This is a genomic window from Bradyrhizobium sp. C-145 (genome assembly GCF_023375135.1).
Classification (GTDB): Bacteria; Pseudomonadota; Alphaproteobacteria; order Rhizobiales; family Xanthobacteraceae; genus Bradyrhizobium; species Bradyrhizobium zhanjiangense.
The window spans coordinates 4,201,359-4,219,653 of sequence record NZ_CP088150.1 but is presented as its reverse complement, the minus strand read 5'-3'; the positions used below and the strand labels follow the sequence as shown (position 1 = coordinate 4,219,653).

Here is an 18,295-nt window from a genome sequence, read left to right as displayed (position 1 = left end):
ACGTCCGGGCCCTACGTTGGGTCCAGCATCTGCCCGCGCGGTCTGCAACGAAGGCCCCTCTTCGCAGTTAAAGACTGTGCAAGGAGGCCATCATGGCTAATATCAGAGAGCACATGAAAATCATTGGCAAGGACGGTGCCCATGTCGGCACCGTCGACCGCGTCGAGGGCAACCGCATCAAGCTGACCCGGAAGGACAGCCCCGAGGGTCACAAGGACCATCATCACTATATCGACATGAAATATGTCGGCGCCGTCGAGGGCGACGTCGTCAAACTGTCGGTGAATGCCGACGCCGTGCCGAAGACGGAAGCGGCATAAGAAAATAAGCCCCTTCGGGGGCTTTTTCTTAGTTCACAGAGCCGCTTCGAGCCTCGCCGATTCGAGGGGCCTTCTAATCTTCGCACACTTCAAGAAAGCGTGCGCAGACCTGTGCGGCGGCCCGAAGAGCCCTACCTATCCGGCATGCAAAAGAGCTGTCGAAGGATATTGTGATGCCGCCATCCGATTGGACAAGAATGGCCATCACATCCGGGGTTGCCGCCACCGCCATGGCGTTTTTGGCGATTGACGCTGCCGTGGATGTGAGCCCGGGCGGCATCGCAAAGCGCCTTGAAGTGGTACAAGCTTCTCTTACGGACGCCGCAGTCGGTCACCATCAACTGGCCTTCGCCGTTCGGGCCTGGGCGCGTGGAAGCGACCAGACGCATCGTCCGGCCGCCTATCAAACATGCATCGAGCGTCACGAGCACAGGCCGCAGCCGGGAGGCATCGATCGCGGCGTTTGACGGCAGCAGTTGGCGCTGCCGCCCGCGCAGCATCATGCGGTCGATCCTGTTCAGGATGAAGCGGGCTAAATCCTTGTGAAAAATGCTGCGCGTCGTGGAACGAGACCACCACCGGCACGTTGGATGTGGCGAAATAAGGTGGTGCCGACCTACCAGCCCCGGTCGGCTTTGAAGGACCCCGTGCTTGTCCCCCGAGCACGGGGTTTTTCTCGTCGCGAATGAGGCTGCCGGCCGCAATGCGGCTAGTCCGTCCGCTCCTCACGCCGATCGCGGGCGAGCTGGTGCCAGGCCAGGGCCAGCTGGATCAGGCGTTGCCGATCGGCGCCTTCGGACGCTGCGGCCCGCCTCATCGCGGCCTCGGCCTCGTGCTGTGGATCGTACTTGCTGCACATGAGGCTGACCCTATAACCGGCCGATCTGGACAAGCGCATGGCAATTTCGCCCGTATGATTGCGGGGTACTTTCCTCGGCATCCAAGGCTCGTTTGAGGGTCTGTGAACTGCGTCACAGCCTGCACCCCGTATCTCCGCTAAACAGCGCTCCAACGCTCCACGGTGGTGTTCAGGTCATGACACACAAAGCAGCAGCCGAAGTGGTCGTCCCGACGCAACGACAAAGGTCCGACCTGCTCGGCATCGCCTATCTCGGCACCATCACCATCGTGATGCTGGCCTGGATCGGCGGCCTGGTCTGGGCCGCGATGGCGTTCTTCAACTGGCTGGTGTCTTGACGCGCAAGGCGCCGAGCCTGCCGCGAGCGAGCTCAGGGGCCGTGCGCTAGAACAAATGGGGCAGCATCTGCGAGAGTTTGATCCCGCCGCAAACGATGATGGCCCACAACGCCACGCTGATCTGGATGGCATCCAGCATGTCCCACATCCCCCGCGAATCGTCCCCGACGTTTTTCTTTTGAGACTTGCGCGAGGCGGCAACGAGTACCAGCGCTAATTTGAAGCCATCGCCGGCGCGTAAAAAAAGAGGCGGGCCTCGGCCCGCCTCTGCTGCTTCAGATCCAGCTTGGAAAGCTCAATAGCACGCGCGGGGATCGGCCTGCACATACTGGCCGTTCGGATAGCGGTAATAGCAAGTGTCCTGCGCCCAGTAATAACCGGGCTGAGATGCGGCCGTAGCGCCGGCAATTGCTCCGGTCGCCCCGCCGAGAACCGCGCCTGCGGCAGCTCCCGTTGCGTTGCCCGAGAGCAGGCCACCCAGCACGCCACCGACGATGGCGCCGCCCAGTGCGCTTGCGCCGGGATCGGCCGGCTGCGGAGGCGGAGGTGGCGGCGCATAGGCGACCGGAGGTGGGGCATAGGCCACCGGCTCATCGTCGATGTAGTCCTCTGAAATGTAGGCCGGCGGGCCCGCCATCCGCTGCGGATAATAATACCAGACGCCGCCAACGTCCCACCACCAGCCGGATCGACCGTTGCGGACTTCGTGACGCCAGCGCCCGCCGTCCCAGGCGAGATTGCCGCGATAGGCGTGTCCGCCCCAGTCGCGCGCCGGAGCGGGACCGCGCGCATAACGTCCCGGCGGCGGACCGCCGGCGTTGCGCGGGCCGGGACCGGCAAGGGGCTGCGGTGCGGGCCGGGCCGCCTGCTGCGGCGAAGGACCATTGCGCATGTTCTGATTGGTCTGGGGCGGCGCGCCTGCGCTCGGCCTCGCCGGCAGTTGGCCGGCCTCCTTTGGCGGTCTGGCCTCCTGCGCCTGCGCCGACAGCGCGAGCAACGACATGGCCGAAACCAAGGGAATGATGATCTTCATGCGGCTGGACGCACTCATGCGTGCTTGACCCCCTACTCTCGATTGCCGTGGTCCCTGGCGCGATAGACGATTCGCCTCACGCTGGGCTGATGCCGGCCGACATAACTGACCTGCTTGATCGGCTAAGTCCCGTTACAAATGATTAAGATCAGGCCAATTTTTCGACCCCAAAGGGCGGCAGAGGGTCGCGCTGGACCGCTCCTAGCGCGCCGGCTCGATCACATTGCAATTGGTCCGCCCCGACATCAGGCAGTCCTGCATCTTGCTTGCCGAGGTGAGGTCGCGGGCAAGCCACCAGCCGACGCCTAGGATCAGAAGCGCGATGATCAAGCCGGCAATCGCGCCGCGGCGGCTGTCAGGGGGTGGAGGTCTTCTAGGGGATTTGGGCTTCCGGCCCGGTTCAGGCTTGGGCATGGCTACCTGATTGCGCAACCGGACTGGCTTTATCACCTCTGCGGCAGCCCGTCACATCCCGGTCAGCCTCTCACGCTCAGCCCCGGGTCTGCCGGATCGCATCCTTGCGCGAGGTCTCGACGGCCGGAATTGCCTCCTGGATCCGTGGTGCACAGGTTGTGAGCACGAACGCTGTTTGGGTGCATTCCCAATCCGCACCGAGAACGGCGCTCTCGATCGGCTGCGGACGGGCTAGCAGCAACGCGGCGCCGGCCAGCGCTGCCACCACGAAGGCCGCTGCGAGCGCCTTCAGGCTCGGTCGGAAGATCGTCATGCCCGTGCTCCGTCTCGTTGGGGCGGACGCTAGGCGCCGCGCCGCATGCTCCCTTATGAGGGACATCACAATTCGGCAGTTTTTCCGGGCTACGAGATCGTCGGGGCTGGCGATTTTTCGTTGACCTGGTCGGCTGCGATTATGGGTGGCTTCGCGACGCGCGCCGATGTACACGCTTCTGCGTCGCGTGGCGCCTGCTATGCCCAGCCGACGTACCAACAGGCACTGATGTAGGATTGAAAGCGAGGAAGACAAGGCTCGTAATGAGTGGATTCAGGGAACCCGGCTTCGCAGACCGGCAAAAGGCGGCACAGGACGCCCGCAAAAATCTTTTGAACAAGTTCAAGTCGCAGCCGGGTCCCGATGATCCGGCCGTTGCGGCACGCCGCGCCGAGCGCGAGGCCCTCGCGGCCAAGCGTGCCGAGGCAAAGGCTGCGCGCGAAGCCGAAAAGGCCGAGCAGAAGCGCCTCGAGGAAGAAGCCAAGGCCGCCGAGGCCGCGCGAATTGCACGCGAGGCCCAGGAAGCCGCCGAAAGGCAGGCAGCCCTGGAAGCCGAGCAGAAGGCCAAGCGCGATGCCCGCTACGCGGCCCGCAAGGCCAAGCGCAAGTAACGCTCAAGAGTAACGTTCAAGTGAAATTGAACTGAAGCGCCACTCCGGGGCGGTCCGTGGGGCCGCACCCGGAATTCGAGATCGCGCGGCTCGCCTCAGGCGAGCGTTGTGCGACGAGGACGGGGATCAATTCTTCTTCATCATCCCGTCGTCTTTCTTCATCCCGTCCTTCGACATGTGATCCTTCTTCATGCCGTCATCCTTGGACATCGTATCCTTCTTCATGCCGTCTTTGGACATCGTGTCCTTCTTCATCATGCCGTCGTCCTTGCCCATTTTGTCCTGAGCAAAGGCGGCCGGCGACAGTGCGAGACCAAGCGACAGAGCGGCAGCCGAAACGCCGAGCACGATGCGGGTGCGAATGGTCATGAGCAGTCTTCCCTTCGAGATGGTGTTTGTCAGCGACGGATGCCGCTATCCTGTCTCGACGGATTGCCACGCAGCGTTGTTACGCGCTCGCCGATAAATTTCTGCGGTCCCGTGCCATCCTTTGGCTGGCGTCGTCCCGCGCGGATCGGAAGTGTGCAGCGCAGCACGACCGGCACTTGCCGCGACATTCGGTCTCGAACTATCAGATGAGAGATCATCGGGTGAAAGACCGGCTAGGATGGGCCTACGCGCCGGTCTCAAAGACCAGACCCGACCCAAATCACCAAACAAGAACGTCCAAGGGGATCACACCATGCTTACGCGCCGCCATCTGATCGCGACTGCCGTCGCCGCACCCGCCATTCTTCGTTTCGGCACCGGTACGGCGCAGGCCGCCACCACGCTGAAGATCTCGCACCAGTTCCCGGGTGGCACCATCGACAAGGGCGATTTCCGCGATCGGCTCTGCCGAATGTTCGCCGCCGAAGTCGCCAAGCGCAGCAATGGCGACATCGCCGCTGAAATCTATCCGAACTCCTCGCTGATCAAGACCAACGCGCAGTTCTCCGCGATGCGCAAGGGCGCGCTCGACATCAGCCTCTATCCGATGCCCTATGCCGGCGGCGAGCTGCCGGAGACCAATATTGGTCTGATGCCGGGCCTCGTGACCACCTATGACCAGGGACTGCGCTGGAAGAAGGAGCCGGTCGGCAAGGCGCTGACCGACTTCCTCGCCGACAAGGGCATCATCCTGCTCACCTGGGTCTGGCAGGCCGGCGGCGTCGCCAGCCGCTCCAAACCGATCGTCGCGCCGGAAGACGCCAAGGGCATGAAAGTGCGCGGCGGCTCGCGCGAGATGGACATGGTGCTCCAGACCGCGGGCGCCTCGGTGCTGTCGGTGCCATCGAACGAAATCTACGCGGCGATGCAGACCGGCGCCTGCGATGCCGGCATCACGTCCTCGACCAGCCTGATCTCGTTCCGTCTCGAAGAGGTCGCGAAGTCGCTGACCTCAGGCGCGGGTGCCTCCTACTGGTTCATGCTCGAGCCGCTGATGATGTCGAAGGCAATCTTCGACAAGCTGCCGAAGAACCATCAGGACATCCTGCTCGCTGTCGGCACAGAGCTCGAGGCCTTCGGTCGCAAGGGCGCGCAGGACGACGACATCGAGGTCGCCAAGGTCTATGAGAAGGCCGGCGCCAAGGTCTCGGTGCTCGATGCCGCGACCGTCGGCAAGTGGCGCGATATCGCCCGCGACACCGCCTGGAAGGACTACAGCGCCAAGACCGCGACCGCTGCGAACCTGCTCAAGCTCGCCACCGACGTCGCGGCATGAGCCACGGTCCGCTTCCGGATCGTGATGACCAGGCGAACGCTGCCGCAAGGACAGGCCTTGCGGCGGCGATCGATCGCGGTCTCGCCGTCCTCAACAGCATCATCATCGTGTTCGCAGCGATCGCGTTGGTCGCGGCATGCACGATCCTGAGTTATAGCGTGCTCAGCCGCGCTCTGTTCAAGGCCGCCAATTACTGGCAGGACGAGGCCGCGGTGTTCCTGCTGGTCGGCGCCACCTTCATGACAGCGGCCTACGTGCAGCAGAACCGCGGCCACATCGGCATCGAGGCCTTCGTCGGCCTGCTCTCGCCGTTCGCGAACAAGGTCCGCCTCTGGCTGGTTGACGCCGCAACGTTCCTGTTCTGCGCCTTCTTCACCTGGAAGTCCTGGACGCTGGCCCATGAAGCCTATGTCGACGGTCAGGTCTCGAACTCGATGTGGTCGCCGCCGCTCGCTATCCCCTATTCGCTGATGGCGCTCGGCATGAGCCTACTCTGCGTCCAGATCATCGTGCAGCTTGCGCTGCCTTTCGCAGGAGCCAAGCGTCCATGAGCGTTTTCGGTATCGGCCTCGCCTACGGCATCGCGACGCTGCTCGTGATGTTTTCGGGCATGCCGATTGCGTTCGCGCTTGGCGCGGTCGCAGTCGTGTTCATGGGCATCTACATGCCCGCCGCTTCGCTCGATACGGTGACGCAGAACGTCTACGAGGAAATGGCTTCGATCACGCTCTTGTCGATCCCGCTCTTCATCCTCAAGGGTGCCGCGATCGGCAAGTCGCGCGCCGGCCAGGATCTCTATTCGGCGCTGCATGCCTGGCTGCATCGCGTGCCCGGCGGACTTGGCGTCGCCAACGTGTTCGCCTGCGCGCTGTTTGCGGCGATGGCGGGCTCTTCGCCTGCGACCTGCTCGGCAATCGGCTCGGCCGGTATCCCCGAGATGCGCAAGCGCGGCTATTCCGGCGGCTTTGCTGCCGGCATCATCGCTGCCGGCGGCACGCTTGGCATCCTGCTGCCGCCCTCGATCACCATGATCCTGTTCGCGGTCGCCGCCGAAAAGTCGCTCGGGCGGCTATTCCTCGCCGGCATTGGGCCCGGCCTCTTGCTGGTCACCCTGTTCGGCGCCTATGCCGTGATCCGCTTCCGCCGGGAATACAAGGCAGCCGAGGCGATCTACAAGAACGGCGGACCGCAGGCCGCGATCCTCACGCGTGACGAGTATACGCTCGCTGAACGCTTCAGCGTGCTGCCGCGCGTCATTCCCTTCGTGCTGCTGCTCACCGGCGTCATGATCGCGCTCTATGGCGGCTACGCCACGCCGTCGGAAACCGCCGGCCTCGGCGGCCTCCTGGCGCTGGCGCTGATCGCGGCGATCTACAGCGTGTGGCGGCCGAGCGATCTTGCTCCGATCATGCGGTCGACGATCCGGGAATCGACCATGCTGATGATGATCATCGGCATGTCGCTGCTCTATTCCTACGTGATGAGCTATCTGCACATCTCGCAATCGGTCGCCGAATCCATCGTCGCGATGCACTTGCCGCGCTGGGAGCTGCTGTTCGCGATCCTCGTCATGGTCGTGGTGCTCGGCTTCTTCCTGCCGCCGGTCTCGATCATCCTGATGACGGCGCCGATCATCCTGCCGCCGCTCCGCGCCGCCAATTTCGACATCATTTGGTTCGGCGTGGTCATGACCATCGTGATGGAGATGGGGCTGATCCATCCACCGGTGGGCCTAAACATCTTCGTCATCCGCAACGTCGCGCCCGACATTTCCCTGAGCGAGGTGATTTGGGGCACGCTGCCCTTCGTGCTCTTGATGATGGCCGCGGTGCTGCTGCTCTGCTTCGTGCCGGAGATATCGACCTGGCTGCCCGATCTGGTGATGGGGCCGGACGGGAGCAGGTAGAGACAATCGCAATTGCCGTAGGGTGGGCAAAGCGGCTTCTCCGCCGTAGCTCGAAGAGCGAAGGCGGAAGCGTGCCCACCACTCGTGAATGCGACTGCGGACAGATGGTGGGCACGGCGCAAATGCGCCTTTGCCCACCCTACGAATTCTCCTTCCGGCGTTGCTTCGGCGCGATCGCCACCACCTGCAACAGATCCTTGCGCACGGCCTCGATGTGCCGCTCCAGGAAGCGGCAGGCCTCCTCGATCTTCTGCGCACGGCACAGCGCGATCAGCTCGGCGTGCTCCTTCTCGGCGATCCCCATCGCCTTGGTGTTGGAGAGCTGGAGACGCGTGTAGCGATCACTGGTCTGGAGCAGTGACAGCACGATCGCGCGCGTGCGCGGCTGCGGGGCATGAACGTAGAGCGCCATGTGGAAGTCGGCGTTGAGTTGCCCCCATTCGCTGACGTTCCTCGCCTTGATCGCTTTCTCGAAGCTCCGGTGGATGTCCGCAAGCCCGTCGAAATCATCAGCGGTGAAACGCGGCGCGGACTGCGCCAGAAGGCGCGGCTCCAGGATCTGGCGCAAGTCGAACACGTCGTTGATCTCGTCCAGTGACAGTTCGGAGACGATGGCGCCCTTTTGCGGCACGATGCGCACCAGCCCTTCCGCCTCGAGCTGGAATAGCGCCTCGCGAACGGGAATACGGCTGACGCCATAGGCATCGCCAAGCGCATCCTGCCGCAGCTGCGATCCCGCCGGATATGTGCCGTCGAGGATCGCCTGCCTGAGCTGGTCGACGATCGCAGCCGAGAGCGTGCGATGCTTCAGAGGCTGTTTCATCTCACCTTCTGTCTTCCTTCGCGACTCATCCGGCCGAAGCGGTCCCTCTCTTGCATGTTGAAGGGCCTAGCAAAAGCCGGTGCCCAGCAAGAGCGCGGACTGCCGCCGAAATGACCGCAATCTCCGTTTGACACGCCAAATGTATAAATTATACATTTGGCGATAGCACGACAAATCTCGGGGTTGGGGCCTCCATGATCGAGCAGACGATGCCGGCCACACGCGCATTCAGCGTTCGACGCTTCATTGTCCGCGCGTCCAGCGCCCTGCTCGCGGTCGAGCGCCTCGCGCTGATGGGCCTGATGTACCTGCTCACCGGATTGATCCTGGTGAACGTCGTTACCCGCTACTCGCATTTCCCGATCTACTGGATCGACGAATCCGCGGTCTATTGCGTGGTCTGGCTGACCTTCATCGGCGCCTCCGCTATGACGCGGCTGCGGCTCGATTTCGCGGTGACCATGCTGACGGAACGGCTTTCGCCGCAGCACCAGAAGCTCGCCAAGGTGATCTCGACCGGCCTCGTCGTCGTGTTTGGCGCCGCTTTGATCGTCACCTGCGTGCTCTGGATGGACCCGGTAGGTCTCGCCCGCGCCGGCTTCGATGGACGCAAGCTCGCGGCCGAAACCTTCAACTTCCTATATACCGAGCACACCCAGACGCTGAACTGGCCGACCTGGATACTCTATCTGACGCTGCCGATCTTCGCGGTGTCGATGACCATTCACGGGCTCGCCAATTTGCTGGAAGATCTCGGGCTGGTCCCGCGCGTCACACCTAAGGGCTTTCAGCTCTCCGAGCTGGACGGGGTCAACTGATGATCACGTCAGCGGCCTTCATGGCGTTCATGCTGGTCGGCGTGCCGATCGGCCTCTGCCTGTGCCTCGCCGGCCTCGTCTACATCGCTGCATCCGGCAACCCGGTGCTGTTCCAGTCTTACCCGCTCCAGCTGTTCGGCGGCGTCGACAGCTACGGCCTGATCGCCATTCCGCTCTTTATCCTGATCGGCGAGATCATGAACGGCGGCGGCATCACAAGGCGCATCGTCGACATGGCGATGGCATTCGTCGGCTCGTTCAAGGGCGGGCTCGCCTACGTCAACATCCTCGCCAATATGTTCATCTCCTCGATCCTGGGCTCTGCGACCGCGCAGGTCGCGATCATGGCCCAGATCATGGTGCCGGAGATGGAGAAGAAGGGCTACGACAAGACCTTCGCCGCGGGACTGACCGCTTATGGCGGCATGCTCGGGCCGATCATCCCGCCCTCGGTGATGTTCGTGGTCTACAGCGTGCTGGCGCAGGTCTCGGTCAGCGACATGCTGATCGCCGGTATCGTGCCGGGCGTTATCCTCACGGTGATGTTCTGCCTCGTCATCGCGCTGATGGGCTACGTCTACAACTATCCCCGCGCGGATTATCAGACGCCGCGTCAGCGCATCATGACGATCCTGCGGACGTCTCCGACACTGCTGATCCCGATCGTCATCGTCGGCACCATTCTCGGCGGTCTCGCCAACGCGACCGAATCCGCCGCCGTCGGGGCCGTCGCAGCAGCACTGGTCGGAAAATTCTGGACCAAGGAGTTCGAGTTCTCCCAGCTGCCGCAGATGATGCTGCGCAGCGCCATCTATTCGGCGATCGTGCTGTTCCTGGTGGCGGCCGCGGCGGTGTTCTCCTGGGTCCTGATCTTCGGCAAGGTGCCGCAGGAGACTGCCGCCTGGATCCAGACGGCCGCCAAGGACCCGGTCAGCTTCATGCTGATCTGTAACGTCATCCTGCTGGTGATCGGGACGGTGATCGACGGCATTCCCGGCCTGATCATGACGGTGCCTATCCTGCTGCCGGTCGCGACCGACGTCTATCACATCGACCCCCGGCATTTCGGCGTCGTGGTGGTGATCAATCTCGTGCTCGGCCTGCTGTCGCCGCCGGTCGGCCTTTGCTTCTTCGTCGCAGCCGCCGTCACCGGTGCCAAGCCGGGCAAGATGTTCATGGTGACGCTGCCCTTCTTCGTCATCGCCTGCGTCCTCCTCGTGCTGCTCTCGCTCTACCCGTCGCTCTCGCTGATCCTCGTCAAATAGGCCCGTCAAAAAGGAGCCCGACCATGCCGCTTTCACGTCGCCGCTTTCTCGCCGCCAGTGCCGCCGCATCGGTGTTCGCGCCGTCGCTGGCGCTCGCCCAGGCCAAGGAATTCCGCCTCGGCCTGATCACGCCCAACGGCCATTCCTGGAACAAGGCCGCGCTCAAATTCGGCGACGATCTTAAGGCGGCCACCAGCGGCCGCCTTACCGTGAGCGTGTTCCACTCCGGGCAGCTCGGCAACGAGCCGGCGATGATGCAGCAATTGCAGTCCGGCGCGCTCGACATGGGCTTCATCCAGGCCGCCGAGCTCGGCTCGCGCGTGCCGCACATCGCCGCGATCAACGCGCCCTACATCGTCCGCTCGACGCCTGCGGTGGCAAAATTCGTGCGGCATCCGGCGGCGGTGAAGCTGTTCGAGGTGCTGCCGCAGGAGACCGGCACGATCGGGCTCGGTTGGGGCATCACCGGCATGCGCGCGGTGTTCTCGTCAAAGGATCTGAACACGCTGGCCGACATTCGCGGCATGAAGCTGCGCATCAATCCGACGCCGGTCTATCGCGATTTCTATTCCTCGCTGGGCGCAGCGCCGACGCCGATCCCGACGCCGCAGGTGTTCGACGCCATGGCCAACGGCCAGGTCGACGGCCTCGAGGCCGATCTCGAATTCTCCTGGAACCAGCGCTTCGACAAGGTGTCGAAGGTGATCCTTCAGATGAATGCCGTCTTCATGCCGATGGCGGCGGTCGTCTCCGGTCGGGTCTGGCAGTCGCTGCCCGCAGCCGACCGCGAGCTGATCACCAAGACGATCAGGTCGACGCTGGATGTGCAGATCGACGAGCTCGCCGGCAATGAGCCAGCGCTGATCGAAAACTTCAAGAACGCGCCGATCCCGATCCGCCAAGTCGATGCCAAGGACACCGAGGCCGTCATTGCCGAGTTCGACAAGATCTGGCTGCCCAAGGCCCCTGTTCTCGCCGAACTGCGCAAGGTCGGCGCGACACTCTGATCTTAGCCGTCATCCTCTTCACAACACCCGGCGGATCCAGCCCCCCGCCGGCGCAATCTACCTTGCAAATTTACCTGGAGTGAAATCATGAGCCGCCGCGTTTCCTGGGAAGGCGTCTTCCCGGCCGTTACCACGCAATTCAATGACGACCTGTCGCTCAATATCGATGCGACCGCCAAGGTCATGGATGGCCTGATCCGCGACGGCGTCTCCGGCCTGATCGTCTGCGGCTCGGTCGGCGAGAACACTTCGCTGGAGCGCAAGGAGAAGGTCGCGATCATGGAGGCCGCGAAGTCGGTTGCGGCCGGCCGCGTGCCCGTGTTGTGCGGCATCGCCGAATTCACCACGGCGTTTGCGGTCGAGACTGCCAAGGAAGCCGCGCGCGTCGGCATCGACGGCGTGATGGTGATGCCGGCCCTGGTCTATTCCTCCAAGCCGCACGAGACCGCCGCGCATTTCCGCGCCGTCGCCTCCGCGACCGACCTGCCCGTGATGCTCTACAACAATCCGCCGATCTACAAGAACGACGTCACCCCGGACATCCTGGTCTCGCTCGCCGACGTCGACACGGTCGTCTGCTTCAAGGATTCCTCCGGCGACACCCGGCGCTTCATCGACACAAGGAACATGGTCGGCGACCGCTTCGTGTTGTTCGCAGGCCTCGACGACGTCATCGTCGAGAGCGTCGCCATGGGCGCCGTGGGCTGGGTCTCCGGCATGTCGAATGCCTTCCCTCGCGAGGGCGAGACGCTGTTCCGCCTCGCCAAGGCGGGGCGGTTCGCGGAGGCGATGCCGCTCTACGAATGGTTCATGCCGCTATTGCACCTGGACGCACGCCCGGACCTCGTCCAGTGCATCAAGCTGTGCGAGCACATCATGGGCCGCGGCACGGCACTGACGCGCCCGCCTCGCCTGGCACTGCTGCCGCAGGAGAAGGCCGAGATTGAGGCCATGATGGCCAAGGCGCTGAAGAACCGGCCGCGCCTGCCGGATGTGGGCCTGAAGGCGGCTTAGGCGAAAGCTCTCTCCGTCGTCATTGCGAGAAGCTCTTGCGACGAAGCAATCCAGAATTTTTCCACGGAGGGACGCTGGATTGCTTCGCTACGCTCGCAATGACGAGGACTAGGAAACAGCGCGCTTCCGCTTGGCGTTCAGCGCGGATGCCACGCGGCTCACCGGCGGCTTGCCCAGCACGCCGCTCATCTCGTTGGTCGCCGCCAGCAGCTTGTCCATATTGACGCCGGTCCTGATGCCCATGCCTTCGAGCATGTAGACGACGTCCTCGGTCGCGACATTGCCGGTCGCGCCCGGCGCGTAGGGGCAGCCGCCGAGGCCGCCAGCGGCGGCGTCGATCACACGGACGCCCTCCTCCATCCCCGCATAGAGGTTGGCGAGCGCCTGGCCGTAAGTGTCGTGGAAATGCATCGCCAGATTTGCGGGCGGGATGTTGGCGGCTACCGCGCGCAGCATCTGCTTCGCTTTATCAGGCGTGCCGACCCCGATGGTGTCGCCGAGCGAGATCTCGTAGCAGCCGAGCTCCCATAGCGTGTTGGCGAGATCGGCGACTGCCTTCGGCTTGATCTCGCCGTCGAACGGGCAGCCGAGCACGCAGGAGATATAGCCCCGCACTTTGACGCCGTCGGCCTTGGCGCGCGCGAGCACGGGCTTGAACCGCTCGATGGACTCCGCGACCGTGCAATTGATGTTCGCCAGCGAAAAACCTTCGGAGGCTGCCGCAAACACCGAGACGACCTGCGCGCCCGCAGCACGTGCGGCATCATAGCCCTTCTCGTTCGGCACCAGCACATGGAATTCGGCGCCCTGCACATGGCTCACGCCGCGCAGCACGGCGTCCGAGCTTGCCATTTGCGGGATCGCCTTGGGCGAGACGAAGGCGCCGACCTCGACCGTACTGAGGCCGGCCCCTACCAGCGCCTCGATGAAGGCAATACGGGCCTCGACGCTGACGGGCGTCTTCTCGTTCTGGAGCCCGTCGCGCGGTCCCATTTCGATGATGCGGACTTGATCGCTCATCTCACTCTCCCGAAGGCTCGACCACGGCGAGCTCGACGCCCTCCTGCACGATGTCGCCGACCTTGCATTTGATGGATTTCAGCACGCCCGCATAGGGCGCCCGCAGCGTCTGCTCCATCTTCATCACTTCGAGCGTGAGGATCGGCGCGCCCTTGTCGAGCTTGGCGCCCTCCTCCGCCAGCACGGCGACGACGGTGCCCGGCAACGGCGCCGCGATCTTGTCCTCGCCGGCATGCTCCTCGCTCTCGCCGCCGAACGGATCAACCCAGTGCAGGTCGAAGCGGCCGTTGCGCGTGCGCAAATACAGCTCATGGCCGTCGATCACGGCCGCAACGGAAGATTTCAAGCCATCAAGCGTCAGATCGAATCCGCCGTCGTGCTGCGCAATCGTGAACGCCAGCTCGCGTTCGCCGATCAGCAGCGTCGAGGGGCCACTGCCGTAGTTCAGCGTAATCTTCTGCTCCGCCCCGTGGCCGACGCGGAAGGCAAAACTGCGCTGGCGGCGGCCGACCGGCTGCCAGCCGAAGGTCTGCCAGGGCGAATTCGCCTGCGCGCGTGAGGCCTGTTGCTCCTCGTTGATAACAGCGGCCACGGCGGCGCACAGCTCGAGTTCGCCGGGAGCCGGTGCGGCCTGCGTCAGGACCGCCAGTTCGCGCTCGATGAACCCGGTGTCGACCGCATTCGTCCGCACTTTTGGATGCGTCATCAGCGCCGACAGGAATGGAATGTTGGTGACGATGCCGCGGACGTCGGATTCCTCCAGCCCCCGGTTCAGCCGCTCGATCGCGACGTCCCGCGTCGGCGCCCACGCGATCATCTTGGCGAGCATCGCATCGTAATAGGGCGATACGCTGTCGCCCTCGCGATAGCCGGCATCGATGCGCAAGCCCCCGGTCTGCGCCGGCAAACGCCAGGTCGAGATCTTTCCGACCGACGGCATGAAGTTCTTGGTCGGGTTCTCGGCGTAGACGCGCGCCTCGATCGCATGGCCGTTGAGCCGAATCTCGTCCTGCTTCAAAGGCAGCGCTTCGCCGAAGGCGACGCGCAGCTGCCATTCGACGAGGTCGATGCCGGTGATCAGCTCGGTCACGGGATGCTCGACCTGGAGGCGCGTGTTCATCTCGATGAAGAACACATCCTTGCCGTCGGAGACGAACTCGATGGTACCGGCGCCGACATAGTTCACCGCGCCCGCCGCCTTTCGCGCGGCGGCGCAGACGGTCTCGCGCTGGGCAGGATTGAGCGTCGGCGACGGCGCCTCCTCGATCACCTTCTGATGCCGGCGCTGGAGCGTGCATTCGCGCTCGAACAGCGAGAGCAGATTGCCGTGGCTGTCGCCGATCACCTGCACCTCGATATGCCTGGGATTGTCGACGTATTTCTCGATCAGCATGCGATCGTCACCGAACGCAGCCTTGGCCTCGCGCTTGGCGCTGACGATCGCGGTCTCAAGTTCGGCAGCCGAACGCACGATGCGCATGCCGCGGCCGCCGCCGCCGGCCGACGCCTTCACCAAAATGGGGAAGCCAATCCTCTCGGCGGCCTTCGCAAGCGTTGCCTCGTCCTGGGCTTCGCCGTGATAGCCGGGCACCAGCGGCACGCCGGCCTTTTCCATCAACTCCTTCGAGCCGGACTTCGAGCCCATCGCCGTCATCATCCCGGCGGTCGGGCCGACGAAGACCAGCCCCGCATCGAAGCAGGCCCGCGCGAATTCGGCATTCTCCGACAGGAAACCGTAGCCGGGGTGCACAGCTTCCGCTCCGGTCTTGCGCGCGGCCTCGATCAGCCGCTCGACACTGAGATAGCTGTCGCGGGCTCGCGCCGGCCCGAGCAGCACGGCCTCGTCGGCGAGCGCGACATGCATCGCGTCGCGGTCGGCCTCGGAATAGACCGCGACTGTGCGGAGGCCCATCGCCCGCGCAGTGCGGATGACGCGGCAGGCGATCTCGCCGCGGTTGGCGATCAGGAGCGTGCGAAATCGCCGGTAGAGCTTCGAGCGGTCCATCGCATCACATCCTGAACAGGCCGAATTTCGTCGGTTCGATCGGCGCATTCGACGCCGCGGAAAGGCCGAGCCCGAGCACCAGCCGCGTGTCGGCCGGATCGATCACGCCGTCGTCCCAGAGCCGCGCGGTCGCGTAATAGGGATGCCCCTGGCTCTCATATTGCGCACGAATGGGGCTGCGGAATTTCTCTTCCTCTTCTTTCGACCAGCTATCGCCCTTGGCCTCGATATTGTCGCGCCGGACCTGGCTCAGCACCATCGAGGCCTGTTCGCCGCCCATCACCGAGATGCGCGCATTCGGCCACATCCAGAGGAAGCGCGGCGCGTAGGCGCGGCCGCACATGCCGTAATTGCCGGCCCCGTAGGAGCCGCCGATCACGACAGTGAATTTCGGCACCGAGGCGGTCGCAACCGCCGTCACCAGCTTGGCGCCGTCGCGCGCGATGCCACCGGCCTCGTACTTCTTGCCGACCATGAAGCCCGTGATGTTCTGCAGGAATACCAGCGGAATGCCGCGCTGGCAGCACAGCTCGATGAAATGCGCGCCCTTGAGCGAGCTCTCGCTGAAGAGAATGCCGTTGTTGGCGATGATGCCGACTGGAAAGCCCCAGATGTGCGCGAAGCCGCACACCAGCGTCGTGCCGTAGAGCTTCTTGAACTCATCGAATTCGGAGCCGTCGACGATGCGGGCGATGATGTCGCGCACGTCGAACGGCTTGCGGCCATCGACGGGGACGACGCCATAGATTTCCTCGGCCGCAAACAGCGGCTCGCGCGGCGCATGCATATTGAGGTTCGGTCGCGTCGGTGGCTTCAGCGTGCCGACGATACGCCGCGCGATGCCGATCGCGTGCGCATCGTTCTGGGCGTAGTGATCGGTCACGCCCGACTGGCGCGAGTGCACGTCCGCGCCGCCGAGTTCTTCAGCGCTGACGACTTCGCCGGTCGCGGCCTTCACCAGCGGCGGGCCGCCGAGGAAGATGGTGCCCTGATTTCGCACGATGATGCTCTCGTCCGACATCGCCGGGACGTAGGCGCCACCGGCGGTGCAGGAACCCATCACGATCGCGATCTGCGGAATGCCCTGTGAGGACATCTGGGCCTGGTTGTAGAAGATGCGGCCGAAATGCCGCTCGTCCGGAAAGATCTCGTCCTGGAGCGGCAGGAAGGCGCCGCCGGAATCGACCATGTAGACGCAGGGAAGGTTGTTTTGCCGCGCGATGTCCTGCGCGCGCAGGTGCTTCTTCACGGTCATCGGATAATAGGTGCCGCCCTTGATGGTGGCGTCGTTGGCGACGATCACGCATTCGCGGCCCGAGATGCGCCCTACCCCCGTGACGACGCTCGCCGAATGCACGTCGCCGCCATAGAGGCCATAGGCCGCGAGCGGCGATAGCTCCAGGAATGACGTCCCGGGATCGACCAGCAGGTCGACGCGCTCGCGCGCCAGCATCTTGCCGCGTGCTGTGTGGCGATTGCGCGAGGCCTCACCGCCGCCGCCGGCGACCTGGCTGAGCTTTTCACGCAAGTCCGCGACGAGGTTGCGCATGGCCTCGGAATTGCGCGCAAAGTCTGATGAGGACGGATCGATGCTGGAATGAAGCGGCATGGTGATTCCAATGAGGTGAACTCTTTAAGCCGTCTCGGCCATCAGCTCGCGGCCGATCAGCATGCGGCGAACCTCCGAGGTGCCGGCGCCGATCTCGTAGAGTTTGGCGTCGCGCCACAGACGTCCGACCGGGAATTCGCTGGTGTAGCCGACCCCGCCGAGCGCCTGGATCGCCTCGCCCGCCATCCACGTCGCCTTCTCCGCGGAATAGAGGATCGCGGCAGCCGCATCCTTGCGCAAGCTGCGCGCGTGGTCGGCGCGGTCGCAGGCACGCCCCACGGCGTAGACATAGGCGCGCGTGGCCTGCCAGGTCGAATACATGTCGGCGAGCTTGCCCTGCATCAGCTGGAAATCGCCGATCGGCTGGCCGAACTGTTTTCGTTCGTGCATGTAGGGCACCACCGCATCCATGCAGGCCGCCATGATGCCGAGCGGGCCGCCCGAGAGCACCGCGCGCTCATAGTCGAGGCCGGACATCAGCACCTTGACGCCCTCGCCCACCTTGCCGAGCACGTTCTCCTCCGGCACCTCGCATTCGTCGAAGAACAAGGGATAGGTGTTGGAGCCCCGCATGCCGAGCTTGTCGAGATGCTGGCCGTGGGTAAACCCCTTGAAGCCTTTCTCGATGAGGAAGGCGGTCATGCCGCGCGGACCGGCCTCCGGATCGGTCTTGGCGTAGACGACGAGCACGTCGGCATCGCCGCCATTGGTGATCCACATCTTCGAGCCGTTGAGCACGTAGCGATCGCCGCGCTTGTCGGCACGCAGCTTCATCGAGACCACGTCGGAACCGGCGCCGGGCTCGGACATCGCGAGCGCGCCGACATACTCTCCGGAGATCAGCTTCGGCAGATAGCGCTGGCGCTGCGCGTCGTTGCCGTTGCGGCGGATCTGGTTGACGCAGAGGTTGGAATGGGCGCCGTAGGAGAGCCCCACGGCAGCCGAGCCGCGCGAAATCTCCTCCATGGCGACGATATGGGCGAGATAGCCCATGTTGGACCCGCCATATTGCTCCGGCGCGGTCATGCCGAGCAGGCCGAGGTCGCCGAAGCGCTTCCAGAGGTCCGCCGGAAATAGATTGGCCTTCTCGATGTCGGCAGCGCGCGGCGTGATCTCCGCCTCCACGAAGGCGCGAAGCGTGTCGCGCAGCATGCCGATGTCTTCGCCCAAATCGAAATCGATGCTCGGGATGTTCAAGGCGATTCCTCCGTATTTTGGCATCCGAACCTAGCGGG

General features: G+C 64.1%; 21 protein-coding genes. 11 read left to right on the top strand and 10 right to left on the bottom strand.

From position 1 onward, the window contains the following. Positions 1 to 92: 92 nt before the first annotated feature. The gene (locus tag LRP30_RS19695) at positions 93 to 320 is read left to right on the top strand and encodes a DUF2171 domain-containing protein (RefSeq protein WP_128933962.1); all 228 of its coding nucleotides are present in this window, start codon (positions 93 to 95) and stop codon (positions 318 to 320) included. Between the two features lie 197 nt (positions 321 to 517). Then, positions 518 to 787, top strand: coding sequence for a hypothetical protein (locus LRP30_RS19690; protein WP_245473792.1), 270 nt, complete (start codon positions 518 to 520; stop codon positions 785 to 787). A gap of 242 nt (positions 788 to 1,029) precedes the next feature. Here LRP30_RS19690 and LRP30_RS19685 read toward each other — a convergent pair whose 3' ends face one another. Beyond that, positions 1,030 to 1,218 (bottom strand): hypothetical protein, encoded by a 189-nt coding sequence (locus LRP30_RS19685; protein ID WP_091894863.1) that lies wholly within the window; start codon positions 1,216 to 1,218, stop codon positions 1,030 to 1,032. Positions 1,219 to 1,355: 137 nt separating this feature from the next. On the opposite strand from LRP30_RS19685, the gene LRP30_RS19680 reads away from it, so the two are divergent. After that, positions 1,356 to 1,517, top strand: a complete 162-nt coding sequence (locus tag LRP30_RS19680) for a hypothetical protein (RefSeq protein WP_164935011.1) — start codon at positions 1,356 to 1,358, stop codon at positions 1,515 to 1,517. A gap of 295 nt (positions 1,518 to 1,812) precedes the next feature. On the opposite strand, the gene LRP30_RS19675 is transcribed toward LRP30_RS19680, so the two are convergent. The 3 genes from LRP30_RS19675 to LRP30_RS19665 all read right to left on the bottom strand — a co-directional run bounded on the left by LRP30_RS19675 (position 1,813) and on the right by LRP30_RS19665 (position 3,277). After that, entirely contained in the window at positions 1,813 to 2,568 is a 756-nt protein-coding gene (locus LRP30_RS19675) for a hypothetical protein (protein ID WP_249761411.1), read from the bottom strand. A gap of 183 nt (positions 2,569 to 2,751) precedes the next feature. Beyond that, the gene (locus tag LRP30_RS19670) at positions 2,752 to 2,964 is read right to left on the bottom strand and encodes a hypothetical protein (RefSeq protein WP_249761410.1); all 213 of its coding nucleotides are present in this window, start codon (positions 2,962 to 2,964) and stop codon (positions 2,752 to 2,754) included. Between the two features lie 76 nt (positions 2,965 to 3,040). After that, on the bottom strand, positions 3,041 to 3,277 hold the full coding sequence (locus LRP30_RS19665) for a hypothetical protein (protein ID WP_249761409.1): 237 nt from the start codon (positions 3,275 to 3,277) through the stop codon (positions 3,041 to 3,043). Between the two features lie 263 nt (positions 3,278 to 3,540). On the opposite strand from LRP30_RS19665, the gene LRP30_RS19660 reads away from it, so the two are divergent. After that, positions 3,541 to 3,888 carry a DUF6481 family protein gene (locus tag LRP30_RS19660; RefSeq protein ID WP_091894872.1) on the top strand — a complete coding sequence of 116 codons (348 nt, stop codon included), beginning with the start codon at positions 3,541 to 3,543 and terminating at the stop codon, positions 3,886 to 3,888. Between the two features lie 126 nt (positions 3,889 to 4,014). Here the strand turns inward: LRP30_RS19660 and LRP30_RS19655 are convergent, their stop codons facing one another. Next, positions 4,015 to 4,257 carry a pentapeptide MXKDX repeat protein gene (locus LRP30_RS19655; protein ID WP_028150975.1) on the bottom strand — a complete coding sequence of 81 codons (243 nt, stop codon included), beginning with the start codon at positions 4,255 to 4,257 and terminating at the stop codon, positions 4,015 to 4,017. 313 nt (positions 4,258 to 4,570) lie between these two features. On the opposite strand from LRP30_RS19655, the gene dctP reads away from it, so the two are divergent. Genes dctP through LRP30_RS19640 form a run of 3 tightly spaced genes read left to right on the top strand, consistent with a single transcriptional unit; the run spans position 4,571 to position 7,499 of the window. Then, positions 4,571 to 5,593 (top strand): TRAP transporter substrate-binding protein DctP, encoded by a 1,023-nt coding sequence (dctP, locus tag LRP30_RS19650; protein WP_091894911.1) that lies wholly within the window; start codon positions 4,571 to 4,573, stop codon positions 5,591 to 5,593. Beyond that, the gene (locus LRP30_RS19645) at positions 5,590 to 6,144 is read left to right on the top strand and encodes a TRAP transporter small permease (protein WP_128941632.1); all 555 of its coding nucleotides are present in this window, start codon (positions 5,590 to 5,592) and stop codon (positions 6,142 to 6,144) included. The genes dctP and LRP30_RS19645 overlap by 4 nt, the downstream gene beginning before the upstream one ends. Continuing rightward, positions 6,141 to 7,499, top strand: coding sequence for a TRAP transporter large permease (locus tag LRP30_RS19640; protein ID WP_128933969.1), 1,359 nt, complete (start codon positions 6,141 to 6,143; stop codon positions 7,497 to 7,499). Before LRP30_RS19645 ends, LRP30_RS19640 begins: the two co-directional genes overlap by 4 nt. A 139-nt stretch (positions 7,500 to 7,638) precedes the next feature. On the opposite strand, the gene LRP30_RS19635 is transcribed toward LRP30_RS19640, so the two are convergent. Next, the gene (locus tag LRP30_RS19635) at positions 7,639 to 8,322 is read right to left on the bottom strand and encodes a GntR family transcriptional regulator (RefSeq protein WP_249761408.1); all 684 of its coding nucleotides are present in this window, start codon (positions 8,320 to 8,322) and stop codon (positions 7,639 to 7,641) included. A 209-nt stretch (positions 8,323 to 8,531) separates the two neighbouring features. On the opposite strand from LRP30_RS19635, the gene LRP30_RS19630 reads away from it, so the two are divergent. The 4 genes from LRP30_RS19630 to LRP30_RS19615 all read left to right on the top strand — a co-directional run bounded on the left by LRP30_RS19630 (position 8,532) and on the right by LRP30_RS19615 (position 12,426). Next, a complete protein-coding gene (locus tag LRP30_RS19630; protein WP_128941721.1) occupies positions 8,532 to 9,140 on the top strand; it encodes a TRAP transporter small permease in 609 nt (202 codons plus the stop codon). Further along, positions 9,140 to 10,405 carry a TRAP transporter large permease gene (locus LRP30_RS19625; protein WP_128933971.1) on the top strand — a complete coding sequence of 422 codons (1,266 nt, stop codon included), beginning with the start codon at positions 9,140 to 9,142 and terminating at the stop codon, positions 10,403 to 10,405. Before LRP30_RS19630 ends, LRP30_RS19625 begins: the two co-directional genes overlap by 1 nt. Positions 10,406 to 10,428: 23 nt before the next feature. Then, positions 10,429 to 11,412, top strand: a complete 984-nt coding sequence (locus tag LRP30_RS19620) for a TRAP transporter substrate-binding protein (RefSeq protein ID WP_128941629.1) — start codon at positions 10,429 to 10,431, stop codon at positions 11,410 to 11,412. An 87-nt stretch (positions 11,413 to 11,499) separates the two neighbouring features. Then, entirely contained in the window at positions 11,500 to 12,426 is a 927-nt protein-coding gene (locus tag LRP30_RS19615; protein ID WP_128941628.1) for a dihydrodipicolinate synthase family protein, read from the top strand. Positions 12,427 to 12,534: 108 nt separating this feature from the next. Here the strand turns inward: LRP30_RS19615 and LRP30_RS19610 are convergent, their stop codons facing one another. Genes LRP30_RS19610 through LRP30_RS19595 form a run of 4 tightly spaced genes read right to left on the bottom strand, consistent with a single transcriptional unit; the run spans position 12,535 to position 18,257 of the window. Beyond that, positions 12,535 to 13,446, bottom strand: coding sequence for a hydroxymethylglutaryl-CoA lyase (locus LRP30_RS19610; RefSeq protein WP_249761407.1), 912 nt, complete (start codon positions 13,444 to 13,446; stop codon positions 12,535 to 12,537). A gap of 1 nt (position 13,447) precedes the next feature. After that, positions 13,448 to 15,451 carry an acetyl/propionyl/methylcrotonyl-CoA carboxylase subunit alpha gene (locus tag LRP30_RS19605; protein WP_249761406.1) on the bottom strand — a complete coding sequence of 668 codons (2,004 nt, stop codon included), beginning with the start codon at positions 15,449 to 15,451 and terminating at the stop codon, positions 13,448 to 13,450. A 4-nt stretch (positions 15,452 to 15,455) separates the two neighbouring features. Then, the gene (locus tag LRP30_RS19600; protein ID WP_128933976.1) at positions 15,456 to 17,060 is read right to left on the bottom strand and encodes a carboxyl transferase domain-containing protein; all 1,605 of its coding nucleotides are present in this window, start codon (positions 17,058 to 17,060) and stop codon (positions 15,456 to 15,458) included. A 24-nt stretch (positions 17,061 to 17,084) separates the two neighbouring features. Next, positions 17,085 to 18,257: an isovaleryl-CoA dehydrogenase gene (locus LRP30_RS19595; RefSeq protein WP_061881498.1), complete on the bottom strand. Its 1,173-nt coding sequence runs from the start codon at positions 18,255 to 18,257 to the stop codon at positions 17,085 to 17,087. Positions 18,258 to 18,295: the final 38 nt, after the last annotated feature.